Genomic DNA, 15,250 nt, shown 5'->3' with positions numbered 1-15,250 from the left:
GCAGGCCGAACATCTCCTTCTCCTCCTCCGGCTCCGCGTGGTCGTAGCCCAGCAGGTGCAGGATCCCGTGCGTCGTGAGCAGCAGCAGCTCCTCGGCCGTGGAGTGGCCGGCGGTGCGCGCCTGCTCGACGGCGACCTCCGGGCACAGCACGACGTCGCCGAGCAGCCCGGCGGGCGTCGGCTCGTCGGCGCGCCCGGGGCGCAGCTCGTCCATCGGGAACGACAGCACGTCCGTGGGGCCGGGCTCGTCCATCCACTTCACGTGCAGGTCCGTCATGACCTCGGTGTCGACGAACATGATCGACAGGTCGGTCTGCGGGTGCACGTGCATCTGGTCCAGGACGAAGCGGGCGAGCGCGGCGAACTCCGCCTCGTCGACCTCGTGCCCGGACTCGTTGTTGACCTCGATACTCATCTCTTCGTGCTGTCCCAGCGTGCGTAGGCGTCGATGATGTCGCTGACCAGGCGGTGCCGGACGACGTCCGAGGAGGACATCCGGCAGAACGCGACGTCGTCCACGTCGTCGAGGATCGACTCGACCACCCGGAGGCCCGAGGTCGTGCCGGACGGCAGGTCGACCTGGGTGACGTCGCCGGTCACGACCACCTTGGAGCCGAAGCCCAGGCGGGTGAGGAACATCTTCATCTGCTCGGCCGAGGTGTTCTGCGCCTCGTCCAGGATGATAAAGGAGTCGTTGAGCGTGCGGCCGCGCATGTAGGCGAGCGGCGCGACCTCGATCGTGCCCGCCTCCATCAGCCGCGGGATGGACTCGGGGTCGACCATGTCGTGCAGCGCGTCGTACAGCGGGCGCAGGTACGGGTCGATCTTCTCGCTGAGCGAGCCGGGCAGGAACCCGAGTCGCTCCCCCGCCTCGACAGCGGGCCGGGTCAGCACGATGCGGTTCACCTGGCGGGCCTGCAGCGCCTGCACGGCCTTGGCCATGGCGAGGTAGGTCTTGCCGGTGCCCGCGGGGCCGATGCCGAACGTGATCGTGTTCCGGTCGATCGCGTCGACGTACTCCTTCTGGCCCGCGGTCTTGGCCCGGATGGTGCGGCCGCGGGAGGACAGGATGTTGAACGTCAGCACATCGGCCGGGCGCGTGGCGGTGCCGGCGGTGAGCATCGCGACGGAGCGCGTGACGACGTCGGGCGTCAGGGGCGTGCCGGCGACGGCGGTCTCGACCAGCTCGTCGACCAGCCGGGCGACGAGCGCCACGTCGCCGGCCGGGCCGGCCAGGGTGATCTCGTTGCCCCGGACGTGCACGTCGACGCTGGTGAAGCCGCCCTCCACGGCGCGCAGGACCTGGTCGTCCATCCCCAGGAGCTCGACCATGGACACGCTCGACGGGATCGTGATCCGGTGCTCGACCCGGGCGGCGCCGGGGAGCGATCGCCTCGGGCGATCGGGTGTGGTCTCGGCCATGTGCTCGGCGTGCGCCGTGCGCTCCATTCATCGAGGCGGGACTGGTGCTCCCATCCTACCGACCACCACCGACGGACCGCCCCCGGATTCTCCCGGTCGCGGCGGGCCCCCGCCAGGTACCGATGGCCCTACCGGACCGCGACCGCGGGGAGCACAGTAGGGAGAGCGGGTGCAACGACGCCCCCGCGGTCGTACCGGAGGTGCACGTGGCCAGCTATGTCCAGGACTTCTCCGAGGGTGGCAAGGACCAGAAGGACCTGCTCGGCGGCAAGGGCGCGAACCTCGCCGAGATGACCCGCCTCGGCCTGCCGGTGCCGCCCGGCTTCACCATCACCACCGACGCCTGCCGCGCGTACATGCGCACGGGCCAGCTGCCGCCCGAGCTGCGGGTGCAGGTCACGATGGCGGTCCGCCGGCTCGAGGACGCGCTGGGCCGCGGCCTCGGCGACTTCCACGAGCCGCTGCTCGTCTCCGTGCGCTCGGGCGCCAAGTTCTCCATGCCCGGGATGATGGAGACCGTGCTCAACGTCGGGCTCAACGACGCGTCCGTCAAGGGGCTGGCCGAGCTCGCGGAGGACGAGCGGTTCGCGTGGGACTCGTACCGGCGGCTCATCCAGATGTTCGGCAAGACCGTGCTCGACATCGACGGCGACGTGTTCGCCGACACGCTCGACAAGGCCAAGGCGGCCAAGGGCGTCGAGCAGGACGTGGACCTCGACGCGGCGGACCTCCGCCAGCTGGTCGAGGCGTACAAGGAGATCGTGCGTGCGGAGTCCGGGCGCGAGTTCCCGCAGCACCCGCGCGAGCAGCTCGACCTGGCGATCGTCGCCGTGCTGCGGTCCTGGAACACCGACCGCGCCCGGCTGTACCGGCGCCGCGAGCGCATCCCGGACGACCTGGGCACCGCGGTCAACGTCGTCAGCATGGTGTTCGGCAACCTCGGGCCCACCTCCGGCACCGGCGTGGCGTTCACCCGCGACCCCGCGACCGGGCACTCCGGCGACTACGGGGACTACCTGGCGAACGCGCAGGGCGAGGACGTCGTCGCCGGCATCCGGAACACCCTGAGCCTGGCCGAGATGGAGCAGGTGTCCCCGCAGGCGTACGGCGAGCTGCGCCAGGCGATGCGCCGGCTCGAGACCCACTACCGCGACCTCTGCGACGTCGAGTTCACCGTCGAGCGCGGCAAGCTCTGGATGCTGCAGACCCGGGTCGGCAAGCGCACGGCGCCGGCCGCGTTCCGGATCGCGACCCAGCTGGTCGACGAGCACCTCATCACGATGGACGAGGCGCTGGCGCGGGTCAGCGGCGCCCAGCTGTCGCAGCTGATGTTCCCGCGGTTCGACGCGCACGCCGAGCGCACCCTGCTCACGACGGGCATGGCCGCCTCCCCCGGCGCCGCGGTGGGGCGGGCGGTGTTCGACTCCGCCACGGCCGAGGCGCGCGCCGCCGCGGGCGAGGACGTCGTGCTGGTCCGGCGGGAGACCAACCCGGACGACCTCGGCGGCATGATCGCCTCGGTCGGCGTGCTCACGGCGCGCGGCGGCAAGACGTCGCACGCGGCGGTCGTGGCGCGCGGCATGGGCCTGACCTGCGTGGTCGGTGCCGACGCGCTCGACATCGACCTGCCGGCCCGGTCCATGAAGGTCGACGGGCACGAGGTCGCGGAGGGCGACGTCATCGCGATCGACGGCTCCACCGGCGAGGTCTACCTCGGCGCGGTGCCGGTCGTGCCCTCTCCCGTCAGCACGTACCTGGCCGAGGGGCTGGACGCCGCGCTCGAGCAGGCCGGCGCGGACGAGCAGACCGCGGACCTGGTCCGGTCCGTGCACCGGGTCCTCACGCACGCCGACGACACCCGGCGGCTGCACGTGCACGCGAACGCCGACACCGCCGAGGACGCCCGGCGGGCCCGCGCGCTCGGCGCGCAGGGCATCGGCCTGTGCCGCACCGAGCACATGTTCCTCGGGGAGCGGCGGGTGCTGGTCGAGCGGGTGGTGCTGGCCGCCGACGACGAGGAGCGGCAGGCCGCGCTCGACGCCCTGCTGCCGCTGCAGCGCGAGGACTTCGGCGCGCTGCTCACGGAGATGGACGGGCTGCCGACCACGATCCGGCTCATCGACCCGCCGCTGCACGAGTTCCTGCCCGACCTCACCGACCTGGCCGTCAAGGTGGCGCTGGCCGCCGAGCGCGGCGAGGAGGACCCGCACGACACGAGGCTGCTCGCGGCCGTGCGCCGGATGCACGAGGCCAACCCGATGCTCGGGCTCCGCGGCGTCCGGCTCGGCCTCGTGGTGCCGGGGCTGTTCGCGCTGCAGATCCGGGCGATCTGCGAGGCCGCGGCCGACCGGCTCGAGGCGGGTGGGACCCCGCACGCCGAGATCATGGTGCCGCTCGTCGGCTCCGTGATGGAGCTGCACCTGGTCCGCGACGAGGCGCTGCGGATCATGGCCGAGGTCGGCGCCGCGCGGGGCGTCGCGCTCGACCTGCCGGTCGGCGTCATGATCGAGCTGCCGCGCGCGGCGCTCACCGCCGACCGCATCGCCGAGGTGGCGCAGTTCTTCTCCTTCGGCACCAACGACCTCACGCAGACGACGTGGGGCTTCTCCCGGGACGACGTCGAGGGGGCGTTCTTCCCGGAGTACCTCGCGAACGGGGTGCTGACCGTGTCCCCGTTCGAGACCATCGACACGAAGGGCGTCGGCCGGCTGGTCCGCATCGCCGTCGAGGAGGGCCGGGCGACCAGGCCGGACCTCACCGTCGGCGTCTGCGGGGAGCACGGCGGTGACCCGGAGTCGATCCGGTTCTTCGACTCGGTGGGCCTGGACTACGTGTCCTGCTCCCCGTTCCGGGTTCCGGTCGCGCGGCTCGAGGCCGGCAGGGCCGCGATCCAGGGAGCCGACTCCGACGCCCGGTGAGGGGGCGCGCGGCGCCGCCCGCCCGGTTGGGACACCGGGCGGGCGGCGGCGGGCGCCCGTTCCGCCACCCGCGCGACCTCGATGGTTGCCGACCGCCCCGCGACGGCGCACCCTCGACCCCGGCGGGCCGGGACGCGCGGAACGCCGGGTGCGGGGCGGGCTGCGCGGCTAGGCTCCCGCGTCCGGGGTGCGTCGGCACAGGATCGGGCGGGGGGCGGGACGGTGCGGCTGATCGGCTGGGGCGCGATCTGGGGCGCGGGGCTGTTCCTCGTCCCGTACCTCGCGGTCTCCGCGCTCGGGGTGCTGGTCAACCCCGCGGGCGCCGGCTACCTCCTCTTCTCGCTCCCCGTCGTGGTGGTCACGGGCGTGCCGGCGGGCGCGACCGCGGGCGCGCTCGGTGGCGCGCTGGCGGCTGCGGTCGCGCCGCTCGCGCGACGGGGCGCGACGGCGGTCCCGGCGCTGGCCGGGAGCGCGGCCGCGTACTTCGCCGCGCTGACGCCCGCCGTCGTGGTCGGGGTCCTGCTGCTCGCGCCCGCGTACGCCCGGCTGGAGCTGGCCGCGCTGTCCCCCGTCGTCACGCTGGGCGCGACCGGGCTGGCGACGTGGGGCCTGGCTCAGGAACGACGGCGGGCGGCGCGCGCCGCCGTCCCGGTGCCCCTGCCCCCGGGGTGGTGAACCCGCCCCGCCGGCGCCGCCGCTCGGGCGGGCTTCCCGTCAGGCCAGCGGCAGCCAGACCCGCATGGCGCCCGGGGCGCGGTTGCCCCACTGCGCGTACGGGATCGCGGTGAGCCGGACCGGGCGTCCCGCGGGCGGCAGGTCGGCGCCGGCGCGGTACAGCGGGACGTCGGACGCGTCTGTCGCGACGCCCTCCGCCACGATGCGCGGCAGCGGGTCGTCGCCCGGGACCACGGTGAGCGCGGCGCCGGCCCGGAGCCGCACGTCCTCCACCGACGGGCCGTCGGGGTGGTCCGCCTGCTCGACGCAGTACACGACCGGGCCGCGCACGATCGCGACCGAGCCGCGCACGGCGTCCACCCGCGGGTGCGCGGCGACGGCGGTGGCCGGCATGTCGAGGTCCAGCTCGACCCGGCGCGTCCCGGGGGGCAGCACGAGGTAGCCGTCGTCCAGCGGCAGGTCCGCCCGGGTCGTCGCCGCGAGCGGCGCGCCGTCGACGGTCACCCGCACGCCCGTGGCCCAGCCGGGGACGCGCAGCGCCAGCGATCCGGTGAGCGCGCCGTCGACCTCGACCCGCACCCGGCCGTCCGCCGGGTAGGCGGTGTCGACCCGGACGGTGCCGGCACCGAGGTGCCCCGGGACCTCGATCGTGGCCGCGCCGTACAGGTGCACCCGCAGGGTGTCGTCCGTCGCCGTCGCCAGGTAGGCGTGCAGCGACGCGACGAGGCGCGCGATGTTCGGCGGGCAGCACGCGCAGGAGTACCACGGCGTCCGGCGCGACGGGGCGTTCTCCTCCTCGCGGTGGCCCTCGCGCAGGTGCAGCGGGTTGGAGTAGAAGAACGACCGCCCGTCCGCCGACACCGAGGCGGCGACCGCGTTGAGCAGCGCGCGCTCGATGGCGTCGGCGTACCGCGAGCCGCCGTCGGCCAGCAGCATCCGGTACGACCACTGCACGTCCGCGATCGCGGCGCAGGTCTCGGCGTAGGCGCGGTCCGGCGGCAGCTCGTACGCGTCGCCGAACGACTCGTCGAAGTGCCGCGAGCCCATCGCCCCGGTGACGTACATCTTCTGGTGGTGCGCCGAGTCCCACTGCGCGCGCATCGCGGCCAGCAGAGCGGGGTCGCCCTGCTCGGTGAACACGTCCGTGACGCCCGCGTCCAGGTAGAGCTGCCGGACGGCGTGGCCGGTCGCCTCCAGCGACTCGCGGACCGGGGCGTGGTCCTGGAAGTAGTGCGCGCCGAGCCGGTCCGGCCCGAGCAGCGCCAGGTCCTGGCCGCGCTCGTCGACCATCCGGCGGGCCGTCGCCAGGTACGGCTCGTGGCCGGTCTCGCGGTACAGCTCGACGAGGGCGGTCTCGACCTCCGGGTGGCCGCAGTAGCCGACGCGGCCCTCGGGACCGAACGTCGCGACGACCAGGTCCGCGCAGCGGCGGGCCAGCGCGAGGTAGTCCGCCCGGCCGGCGCCACGGTGCAGCGCGACGCCGGCCTGGACCAGGTGCCCGGCGCAGTACAGCTCGTGCGCCCAGCGCAGGTCCGCCCAGCGCTCGTCGGGGCGGTCGACCTGCACGAACGAGTTCAGGTAGCCGTCCGCGTCCTGCGCCCGGGTCAGCAGGTCGAGGATCCGGTCCAGGAAGGCGTCGAACGCGTCGGTCCCGGTGCGGCCGATCTCCCAGCCGATCGCCTCCAGCACCTTGTAGACGTCCGAGTCCGCGAACTGGTAGCCGACGAACGTGCCGTCGTGCTCGCCGGTGACCCGGCGCAGGTTGGGCAGGGCGCCGCTGTCCTCGAGCATCCCGATGCTGTGCGGGAGCGTCGCGTCGGCGTTGAGGCGCTGCCAGCGGCCGAGGTGGCCGGCGGGGTCGAGCCGGACCGCGGAGGCGGGCAGCGGGCGCTGCGCGAGGCGCTCGGTGGCGCGCGGGGCGACGGGGCCGGGGTGCGCGGGGCCGGGGTGCGCGGGGCGGGCGGTCGTGGGGGCCGCGGTCGGGTCCGCGGAGGTGGTCGCGTGCGTCATGGGGCTTCCTCGCCGTGAGCGGTGCAACGGTGCCCGCGCCACTCTCCCGACGGTTCTACATCGTTGTCAAACGGGAGATCACGGGCCGCCGGGCATCCGCCGACGCGACGACGCCCGGCCTCCGCAGGGGGGAGGAGGCCGGGCGTCGACGGGCGGGTCCCGGGCGTCAGTCCGCCGGGCCCGCGATCAGGGTGACGGTCGCCGTCTGCGTGGTGCCGTCGGTCGCGGTCCAGGTCAGGGTGACCTGGTCGCCGGGGGCGTGCGCCGCGAGCGCCGCGCTCAGCGCGTCGCCGTCCGCCACGGCGGTGCCGTCGACCGCGGTGACGGTGTCGCCCGCCGCCAGGCCGGCCTGCGCCGCCGGGGTGCCGTCGATCACGCCCGCGATGGTCGCGCCGGCGCCGGTGGAGCCGGTCGCCCCGTCGAGGCCGCCCAGGCCCGGGACGGTCGTGGTGGCGCCGGTCGCCAGCTGCACGCCGAGGAACGCCGGGTAGCCGAGGGTGATCGTGTCGGAGTCGTGGCCCGCGATGATCTGCGTCGCCACGTCGAGCGCGTCGTCGATCGGGATGGCGTACCCGGTGATGTCCGCCGAGCCCGAGGACGCCGCGGTCGTGATGCCCACGACCTCGCCCTGGTCGTCCAGCAGCGCGCCGCCGGAGTCGCCGGACACCACGTCGGCGTCGACCTGGATCAGGCCGGTCAGCGACTCGCCCGACGACACGCCCTCGGCCTGGGTGGTGATCGACTGGTCGAGCGCGGTGACGGTGCCGTCCGCCGCGAGCAGCACGCCGCCGCCCTCCGCGTTGCCGACCGCCGTCACCGCGTCGCCCACCGCGAGGTCGTCGTCGGAGTCGAGCGTGGCGGTGGTCAGGCCGGACGCGCCCTCGAGCTGGAGGACCGCGACGTCCGCGCTCGCGTCCGTGCCGACGACCTGGGCGGTGTACGTCTCGCCGGTGGCGCCGATCGTGACGGTGATCTCGGTCGCGCCCTCGACGACGTGGTTGTTCGTCAGCACGAGGCCGTCGGAGGTGAGCACGACGCCGCTGCCCGCCGCCTCGGCCGACTGGTAGCCGAGCACCGTGTTGATCAGCACCACGCCCTGCTGCTGGGCCTCGGTGGCGGTGCTGGTGTCGAGCGTGGCGGTGCCGGTCGAGGACGAGCCGGAGGAGCCCGGGCCGGGGAGCCCGGTCGACGGGCTGCCGTACCCGTACCCGGAACCGGAACCGGACGACGAGCCGCCCTGCGACCCGGTGGACCCGCTCGACCCGCCGAGGCCGAACGCGGAGCCGTCGCGGCCCGCCGAGGCGGTGAGCCCCGTGCCGGCGGTGGGAGCGGGCCAGCCGAGCGCGACCGCCGAGCCGCCGAGGACCAGCGCCCCGGCGACCGCGCCGGAGGCGACCAGCGCGACGGCGGTGCGGCGCCGGCGGGAGCGGCGCGGGGCGGGCGGGGCGGCGGCCGGGTCGCCGGGGCGGGCGGTGTCGCCGGGGTGCGCGGTGTAGCCGGGGTGCGCGGCGGCGAACGCGGGGTCGACCGCGGGCTGCGGCGGGGTCGCCGGCTGCGGCGCGGCGGGCTGCTGCGGGTCGGTCGGCTGAGCGGCCTGGTCGTGCTGGTCCATGCTGGACACCTCCTGCGGGGCGCCGCTGTGGCGCCGACAGGAGCAAGAGAACGCCCGGATCCCGGAAGGTCGCTGAACCCTCCCTGAGCGCCACCCATGAACCCGTCCCCGACGCCCCGCGCGAGGTCGGCACAACCGGGTGAGGTCGTCACTCGTCCGTGACGACCTCACCCGGTTGTGCCGACCTCACGGCCGCGGGCGGGGGCGGGTCAGGCGGTGAAGCGCTCGGACCGCTCGACCACGTGGGCCGTCTGCGTCGCGTCGTCCCAGGTGTAGACCGTGCGGCCCTCGATGAGGACGTGCTCGGCGCGGGCGTGCACGTCCAGCGGGTCGCCCGACCAGATGACGACGTCGCCGTCCCGGCCCGGCTCCAGCGCGCCCACGCGGTCGTCCAGCCCGAGGAACGCCGCCGGGTTGACGGTCAGCGCCTCCAGCGCGGTCTCCCGCGGCAGGCCGTCCTTGACCGCGAGCGTCGCCTGGTGCACCAGGAAGTTGATCGGGACCACCGGGTGGTCCGTGGTGATCGCGACCCGGACGCCGGCCTTCGCCAGCGCGGCGAGGTTGGCGATCGCGCGGTCCCGCAGCTCGACCTTCGACCGGGAGGTGAACATCGGGCCGAAGATCACCGGGATGTCGCGCTCGGCGATGACGTCGGCGATCTTGTGTCCCTCGGTGCCGTGGTTGAGCACCAGGCGGTAGCCGAACTCGTCGGCCAGCCGGATCGCGGTCACCAGGTCGTCGTGCCGGTGCGCGTGCTGGTCCCAGGCGAGCTCGCCGTCGAGCACCCGCGCCAGCGTCTCCAGCCCGAGGTCGGCCTTGAACGGCTCGCCCTTCGCCTCGGCCGCGGCGCGCGCGGCGCGGTAGTGCTGCGCGTCCGTGAACGCCTGCCGGATGATCAGCGCGGTGCCGAGCCGGGTCGACGGGGTCTGCTTCTTCTCGGCGTAGACCCGCTTGGGGTTCTCGCCGAGCGCCGACTTCACCGAGACGGCGGCCTTGATGACCTGCTCGTCGATGGTGCGGCCGCCCCAGGACTTGATCGCGACGGACTGGCCGCCGATGGGGTTGCCCGAGCCCGGCTTGACGACCACCGAGGTGACGCCGCCGGACAGCGCGTCGCGGAAGCCCTCGTCGTCGATGTTGATCGCGTCGATCGCCCGGACCGCCGCCATGTTCGGGCCGGTCATCTCGTTGGTGTCGTTGCCCGCGACGCCCTCGCCCTCCTCGTGGATGCCCACGTGGCCGTGCGCCTCGACGAAGCCCGGCAGCACCCAGCGGCCGGTGGCGTCGACGACGGTCGCGCCCTCGGGGACGGCGACGTCGGCGCCGACGGCCTCGATGCGGCCGTCGCGGATGAGGACGGTGCCGCCGTCGATCGGGTCGGAGGAGACGGGGACGACGTGGCCGCCGGTGATGGCGACGACAGTGGAGGTCATGACCTCCACCGTACGTCGGCCTCCGGGGCGGTCCGCACCCGCGGCCCGGGCGCCCGGCGGCCGGGCCCGCACGCCGCGGGGGCCGCGCGTGTGGCACGGTGGCACGCGTGCGATACGTGATCATCGGCGCCGGCGCGGTCGGCGGGACCATCGGCGGGCTGCTGGCGGAGGCGGGGCGCGAGGTCGTGCTCGTCGCCCGCGGCGCCCACCTCGACGCGCTGCGGGCGGACGGCCTGCACCTGACGACGCCCGCGGGCGCGCGGGTGGTCCGGGCCGCGACGGCCGCCGGGCCCGAGGACGTCGACCTGCGCCCCGGCGACGTGCTCGTGCTCGCCGTGAAGGGCCAGGACACCGCCGCGACCACGGCGCAGTGGGCCGGCCGCCCGGTCGCCGGCGGGCGCACCGCGGGCGAGGACCTGCTGCTGGTGTGCGCGCAGAACGGCGTCGACAACGAGCGCACCGCGCTGCGCCGGTTCGCCCGGGTCGCGGGGATGTGCGTGTGGCTCCCGGCGACCTTCCTCGAGCCCGGCCGGGTGTCGGCGGCGGGCAGCCCGGTCACGGGCGTGCTCACCACGGGCTCGATCCCGGCGGGCGAGCCGGACCCGGACCTGGCGGCGGTCGGCGCCGACCTGGAGGCCGCCGGGTTCCGCGCCCCGGTCGTGCGGGACGTCATGGCCTGGAAGTACGCGAAGCTGCTGAGCAACCTGGGCAACGCCGTCGAGGCGCTGTGCGGCCCGGTGCGCGAGCCCGCGGCGAAGGAGTTGCTGACCGCGACGGCCGCCGAGGCCCGCGCGGTGCTGTCCGCGGCCGGGATCGAGCCGACGTCGCCCGAGGAGGAGGCCGCGGCCCGGGGCGACTTCACGCTCGTGGAGCTGCCCGGCGTCACGCGGCGCGGTGGGTCCTCCTGGCAGAGTCTGGTGCGCGGCGCCGGGTCGATCGAGGCCGCCTACCTCAACGGCGAGATCGTCCTGCTCGGCCGGCTGCACGGCGTGCCGACCCCGCTGAACGCGGCGCTGCTGCGGCTCGCCGAGGCCGCCGCGGCCGCCGGCGCGCAGCCGGGCGGGCACGACGCGGCCGAGATCCTTGGCGCGGCGCGGGCCGCGGCCTGACCGGGGCGGCGACGTGCTGAGCGACGAGGCGGCGGGCCGGGCGGACGGCGGCAGGGCCGCGGGCGGCACCGCTGGCGGTCCGGGGGCGGCGGGCTCCTCCGCGCCCGCCGCCAAGCCGCTGCCGCCCGGCCCGCCGTCCACCCGGGTCGACCGCTGGGTGTGGGCCGTCCGGCTCACCAAGACCCGCGCCGCGGCGGCGACCGCGTGCCGCGCCGGCCACGTGCGGGTCAACGGCGAGCGCGCCAAGCCCGCGACGTCGGTGAAGGTCGGCGACGAGGTCCGGGTCCGCGGCGACGGACCGGAGCGGATCGTCGAGGTCGCGCACGTCCTGGAACGCCGGGTGGGCGCCGAGCCCGCGGCCCGGTGCTACGTCGACCGCACCCCGGCTCCCCCGCCGCCGTCCCAGGTGGCGGTCGCCGCGCAGCGGGACCGGGGCGCCGGCCGGCCGACCAAGCGCGAGCGCCGCGAGATCGACCGCCTCCGCGGCCGCGGCTGACCCGCACGGGCGCGCGGCTTCGGGCGCGGACGGTCGCGCACGGGCTCGACAGTGGATGGTTGTGACGGACACGCCGTCGGCGTGTCCGTCACAACCATCCACTGTGGACTGCTGCCGGGCCGGCCGGGCGGGTCAGCCCCCGCCGGGCCGCGGCCCCACGCCCAGGCGCGCCGCCAGCGCCATCGCGTCGACCGGGGCGCGCACCTTGGCGTCGTTGTCGAAGTACACGTACACGTCCCGCCCGCCCGGCGCCGGGGCGGCCGCCGGCCCCAGCCGGCGCGCGTCCTCCGGCTCCCCGCCCGCGGCCCACGCCCGCACCCGCGCCGCCCACCGGTCGAGCGCGGGGTCGTCGTAGCCGGAGACGTACAGCTCGGAGTCGCCGTGCAGCCGCACGTAGACCAGGTCCGACGTGACGTCCTCCAGGTACGGCCAGCGCCCCGCGGTGTCCGCCACCACCAGCCCGATCCCGTGCTCCCGGAGCAGCGCCGGGAACTCCGGCGTCTCGAACGACGCGTGCCGCACCTCCAGCACGTGCCGCAGCGGCCGGTCGGCCTCGGTGGTGGTGAACGCCCGGTCGTCGAGCCGCTCGTCGTGCCGCCCCGCGAGCTCCGCCGCGGCGGCCGTCGTCCGCGGCAGCAGGTCGAAGAACCGGGCCAGCCGATCGGGGTCGTAGCCGAGCGTCGGCGGCAGCTGCCACAGCACCGGGCCGAGCGCCGGTCCCAGCGCGAGCACCCCGGACGCGAAGAAGTTGGCCAGCGGCACCTCGACGTCCGCGAGCTTCTTCATGTGCGTGACGAACCGCCCGCCCTTGACCGAGAACACGAAGCCCTCGGGCACCTCCGCGCGCCACGCCTGGTAGGACTCCGGGCGCTGCAGGGCGTAGAACGAGCCGTTGATCTCGATGGTCCCCAGGTGGCGGGAGGCGTGCTCGAGCTCGCGGCGCTGCGGCAGGCCCTTCGGGTAGAACACCCCGCGCCACGGCGCGTACCGCCACCCCGAGATGCCGATGCGGACGGTCGAGGTCATGGCCGGACCGTAGGCAGGCGCCGCGCGCGCGGCAACCGGTCCGCCCGGCCCGCCCGGACGGGTGACGCGCCCGGCCGCGTCGCCGCGCGTTCAGCCGTTCGACACGCGCGGGACGCCCGATGACGGTATGCCTGGCGGGTGCACGCCGACCCCGCCCCGCTGCCGCCGACGCCGGCCGGTCCCCCGACGCCCGGCCCCGCGGCGCACGGCGCCGACGCCCCGGCCGCCGCCGCCCCCGCCCCCGGCGCGCGCGGCCGCGTCGTCGCCTGGTCCCTGTGGGACTGGGGCTCCGCCGCGTTCAACGCCGTCATCACGACGTTCGTGTTCACGCGCTGGCTCACCAGCGACGCGTTCGTCGACCCGGCCGTGGTCGCGGCGGGCGGCGACGCGCTGGACGCCGCGCTGGCCCGGCACTCCACCTGGCTCGGCTGGGGCCTGACCGCCGCGGGCGTGCTCATCGCGCTGCTCGCCCCGCTGTCCGGCACCCGCGCGGACGGCTCCGGGCGACGCCGCCGGAACCTCGCCGTCCAGACCGCGGTCACGGTGGCGCTGTGCGCGGCGATGGCCCTGGTGCGGCCCGACCCCGACTCGCTCACCGCGAACCTGCTGCTGGGCATCGCGCTGCTCGCGGCCGGCAACCTCACGTTCGAGCTCGCCAGCGTGCACTACAACGCCCTGCTCCCCCGGGTCGCGACGCCCGCGACGCTCGGCCGGGTCAGCGGGCTCGGCTGGGGCGCGGGCTACCTGGGCGGGATCGTGCTGCTGCTCGTGCTGTTCGTCGGGTTCATCAACCCGGAGGTCGGCTGGTTCGGCGTGACGGGCGAGGACGGCGCGAACATCCGGGTCGCGGTACTGGTGTCGGCGCTGTGGTTCGGCGCGTTCGCGATCCCGGTGCTCGTCGCGGTGCCGGACGACCCCGCGGAGGCCGCCGCGCGGAACCGTCGGCCGGGCGTGCTCGAGGCGTACCGCCGGATCGGCGCCGACGTCCGCGACCTGTGGCGGACCTCGCGGAGCACGGTGTGGTTCCTGCTCGCCAGCGCCGTGTACCGCGACGGGCTCGCGGGCGTGTTCACGTTCGGCGCCGTCATCGCGTCCGGCACGTTCGGGTTCTCCGCGAGCGAGGTCGTGGTGTTCGCGATCGCCGCCAACGTGGTCGCCGGGGTCTCGACGCTCGCCGCCGGGGCGCTGGACGACCGCGTCGGGCCCCGGGTGCTCATCGTCGTGTCGCTGGTCGGCCTGGTGGTCGCGGGCGTCGCCACGTTCGCGCTCGCCGGCGCGGGCACGTCGGCGTTCTGGGTGTGCGGCCTGCTGCTGTGCGTGTTCGTCGGCCCCGCGCAGTCGGCGAGCCGGTCGCTGCTGACCCGGATCGCGCCGCCCGGGCGGGAGAGCCAGATCTTCGGCCTGTACGCGACCACCGGGCGCGCGGCCAGCTTCCTGGCGCCGTTCGCGTTCTCGACCGCGGTGGCGGTCGCGGGGTCGCAGCGGTGGGGCATCCTGGGCATCGTGCTCGTCATCGCGATCGGCCTCGCCGCCCTGCTGCCGCTGCGGCTGCCCGCGGCCCGGCCCGGCGCGGGGCGCGCGTGACCGGCTGGGGGCCCGACCCGCTCGGGCCCGGCTGGGAGCAGCGCACGCTCGCGCTCTCGGGGACCGACCCGGACCTGGTCGCCACCGTCGTGCGCCGCACCCCGGAGCGCGGGGCCGCGCCCGGCGGCAGCGCGGTGCTGCACGTGCACGGGTTCAACGACTACTTCTTCCAGACCCACCTCGCCGACGCGTTCGCCGCGGCGGGCCACACGTTCTACGCCCTCGACCTGCGCCGGTGCGGCCGGTCGTGGCGCGAGGGCCAGGTGCCGCACTACGTCGACGACCTCGCCGAGTACCGCGCCGACCTCGGGCTGGCCGCCCGGCTGCTGCGCGACGAGCTCGGCCACGACCGCCTCACCGTGCACGGCCACTCGACCGGCGGGCTGACGGCGGCGCTGTGGGCGGACAGCCCCGGCGGCCGCGGGGCGGTCGACGCCCTGGTGCTGAACAGCCCGTGGTTCGACCTGAACTCCCGGTGGTTCCACCGCGTCGTGTCCACCTGGGTGCTGGACAGCCTGGGCCCGGTGGACCGGATGCGGGTGCTCGCGGACGGGCCGTCGGCCTACTCGTGGCACCTGCACGTCGACCACGGCGGGCGCTGGGACTACGACCGGTCGCACAAGCCCGCCGAGGGGTTCCCCGTGCGCGCCGGCTGGCTGCGCGCGGTCCGGCGCGGCCAGGCCCGGCTGGCGCGCGGGCTGCGGATCGACGCCCCGGTCCTGGTCGCCACCGCGGCGGAGTCCGGTCCGAACTCCCGGTCGAACCCGCTGCTCGACGCGCAGGACACCGTGCTCGACGTGCAGCAGATCTGGGCCCGCGCCCCGCGGCTCGGCGACGACGTCGCCCTCGTGACGATCCCGGGCGGGATCCACGACCTGGCCCTGTCGGCGGACGGGCCGCGCGCGGAGTACCTGCGCACGGTCACGGAGTTCCTCGCGCGGGTGCAGGGCGACCGCGCGGCCTGA

12 protein-coding genes are annotated in these 15,250 nt (G+C 75.8%); 6 read left to right on the top strand and 6 right to left on the bottom strand.

The annotated features are described in order from the left end of the window. Both ybeY and VER05_RS14440 read right to left on the bottom strand, forming a co-directional pair. Positions 1 to 415, bottom strand: a 415-nt coding sequence (gene ybeY / locus VER05_RS14445) for an rRNA maturation RNase YbeY (RefSeq protein ID WP_324846029.1), incomplete at its 3' end; no start/stop codon positions are given. After that, positions 412 to 1,422 carry a PhoH family protein gene (locus VER05_RS14440; RefSeq protein ID WP_324846034.1) on the bottom strand — a complete coding sequence of 337 codons (1,011 nt, stop codon included), beginning with the start codon at positions 1,420 to 1,422 and terminating at the stop codon, positions 412 to 414. The genes VER05_RS14440 and ybeY, both read right to left, overlap by 4 nt. Before the next feature lie 206 nt (positions 1,423 to 1,628). Between VER05_RS14440 and ppdK the strand changes: the two genes are divergently transcribed. Continuing rightward, complete coding sequence (gene ppdK, locus VER05_RS14435; RefSeq protein WP_324846028.1) at positions 1,629 to 4,340, top strand: pyruvate, phosphate dikinase; 2,712 nt, start codon at positions 1,629 to 1,631, stop codon at positions 4,338 to 4,340. 222 nt (positions 4,341 to 4,562) lie between these two features. Next, on the top strand, positions 4,563 to 5,015 hold the full coding sequence (locus VER05_RS14430; protein WP_324846027.1) for a hypothetical protein: 453 nt from the start codon (positions 4,563 to 4,565) through the stop codon (positions 5,013 to 5,015). 39 nt (positions 5,016 to 5,054) lie between these two features. Here VER05_RS14430 and VER05_RS14425 read toward each other — a convergent pair whose 3' ends face one another. The 3 genes from VER05_RS14425 to VER05_RS14415 all read right to left on the bottom strand — a co-directional run bounded on the left by VER05_RS14425 (position 5,055) and on the right by VER05_RS14415 (position 10,070). Further along, positions 5,055 to 7,025 carry a glycoside hydrolase family 127 protein gene (locus tag VER05_RS14425; RefSeq protein WP_324846026.1) on the bottom strand — a complete coding sequence of 657 codons (1,971 nt, stop codon included), beginning with the start codon at positions 7,023 to 7,025 and terminating at the stop codon, positions 5,055 to 5,057. A gap of 166 nt (positions 7,026 to 7,191) precedes the next feature. Beyond that, positions 7,192 to 8,637 carry a S1C family serine protease gene (locus tag VER05_RS14420; protein ID WP_324846025.1) on the bottom strand — a complete coding sequence of 482 codons (1,446 nt, stop codon included), beginning with the start codon at positions 8,635 to 8,637 and terminating at the stop codon, positions 7,192 to 7,194. A gap of 209 nt (positions 8,638 to 8,846) precedes the next feature. Continuing rightward, positions 8,847 to 10,070: an amidohydrolase gene (locus tag VER05_RS14415; protein WP_324846024.1), complete on the bottom strand. Its 1,224-nt coding sequence runs from the start codon at positions 10,068 to 10,070 to the stop codon at positions 8,847 to 8,849. A 107-nt stretch (positions 10,071 to 10,177) separates the two neighbouring features. Here VER05_RS14415 and VER05_RS14410 point away from each other — a divergent pair, with 107 nt between their 5' ends. Together VER05_RS14410 and VER05_RS14405 are read left to right on the top strand one after the other, a co-directional pair. Next, the gene (locus VER05_RS14410; protein ID WP_324846023.1) at positions 10,178 to 11,179 is read left to right on the top strand and encodes a ketopantoate reductase family protein; all 1,002 of its coding nucleotides are present in this window, start codon (positions 10,178 to 10,180) and stop codon (positions 11,177 to 11,179) included. Positions 11,180 to 11,297: 118 nt separating this feature from the next. Continuing rightward, positions 11,298 to 11,675: an RNA-binding S4 domain-containing protein gene (locus VER05_RS14405; protein WP_324846033.1), complete on the top strand. Its 378-nt coding sequence runs from the start codon at positions 11,298 to 11,300 to the stop codon at positions 11,673 to 11,675. 132 nt (positions 11,676 to 11,807) lie between these two features. Here VER05_RS14405 and VER05_RS14400 read toward each other — a convergent pair whose 3' ends face one another. Then, on the bottom strand, positions 11,808 to 12,701 hold the full coding sequence (locus VER05_RS14400) for a DUF72 domain-containing protein (RefSeq protein ID WP_324846022.1): 894 nt from the start codon (positions 12,699 to 12,701) through the stop codon (positions 11,808 to 11,810). A gap of 138 nt (positions 12,702 to 12,839) precedes the next feature. Here VER05_RS14400 and VER05_RS14395 point away from each other — a divergent pair, with 138 nt between their 5' ends. After that, on the top strand, positions 12,840 to 14,285 hold the full coding sequence (locus VER05_RS14395; protein WP_324846021.1) for an MFS transporter: 1,446 nt from the start codon (positions 12,840 to 12,842) through the stop codon (positions 14,283 to 14,285). After that, a complete protein-coding gene (locus tag VER05_RS14390; protein ID WP_324846020.1) occupies positions 14,282 to 15,250 on the top strand; it encodes an alpha/beta hydrolase in 969 nt (322 codons plus the stop codon). The genes VER05_RS14395 and VER05_RS14390 overlap by 4 nt, the downstream gene beginning before the upstream one ends.

The organism is Cellulomonas sp., assembly GCF_035634735.1.
Classification (GTDB): Bacteria; Actinomycetota; Actinomycetes; order Actinomycetales; family Cellulomonadaceae; genus Cellulomonas.
This window is presented reverse-complemented; position numbering and strand designations above follow the sequence as displayed.

Bases quoted from the DNA above. Each gene is read 5' to 3' on its own strand.
- VER05_RS14440 (WP_324846034.1), bottom strand. From the start codon at position 1,422: ATGGCCGAGACCACACCCGATCGCCCGAGGCGATCGCTCCCCGGCGCC.
- VER05_RS14425 (WP_324846026.1), bottom strand. From the start codon at position 7,025: ATGACGCACGCGACCACCTCCGCGGACCCGACCGCGGCCCCCACGACC.
- VER05_RS14420 (WP_324846025.1), bottom strand. From the start codon at position 8,637: ATGGACCAGCACGACCAGGCCGCTCAGCCGACCGACCCGCAGCAGCCC.
- VER05_RS14415 (WP_324846024.1), bottom strand. From the start codon at position 10,070: ATGACCTCCACTGTCGTCGCCATCACCGGCGGCCACGTCGTCCCCGTC.
- VER05_RS14400 (WP_324846022.1), bottom strand. From the start codon at position 12,701: ATGACCTCGACCGTCCGCATCGGCATCTCGGGGTGGCGGTACGCGCCG.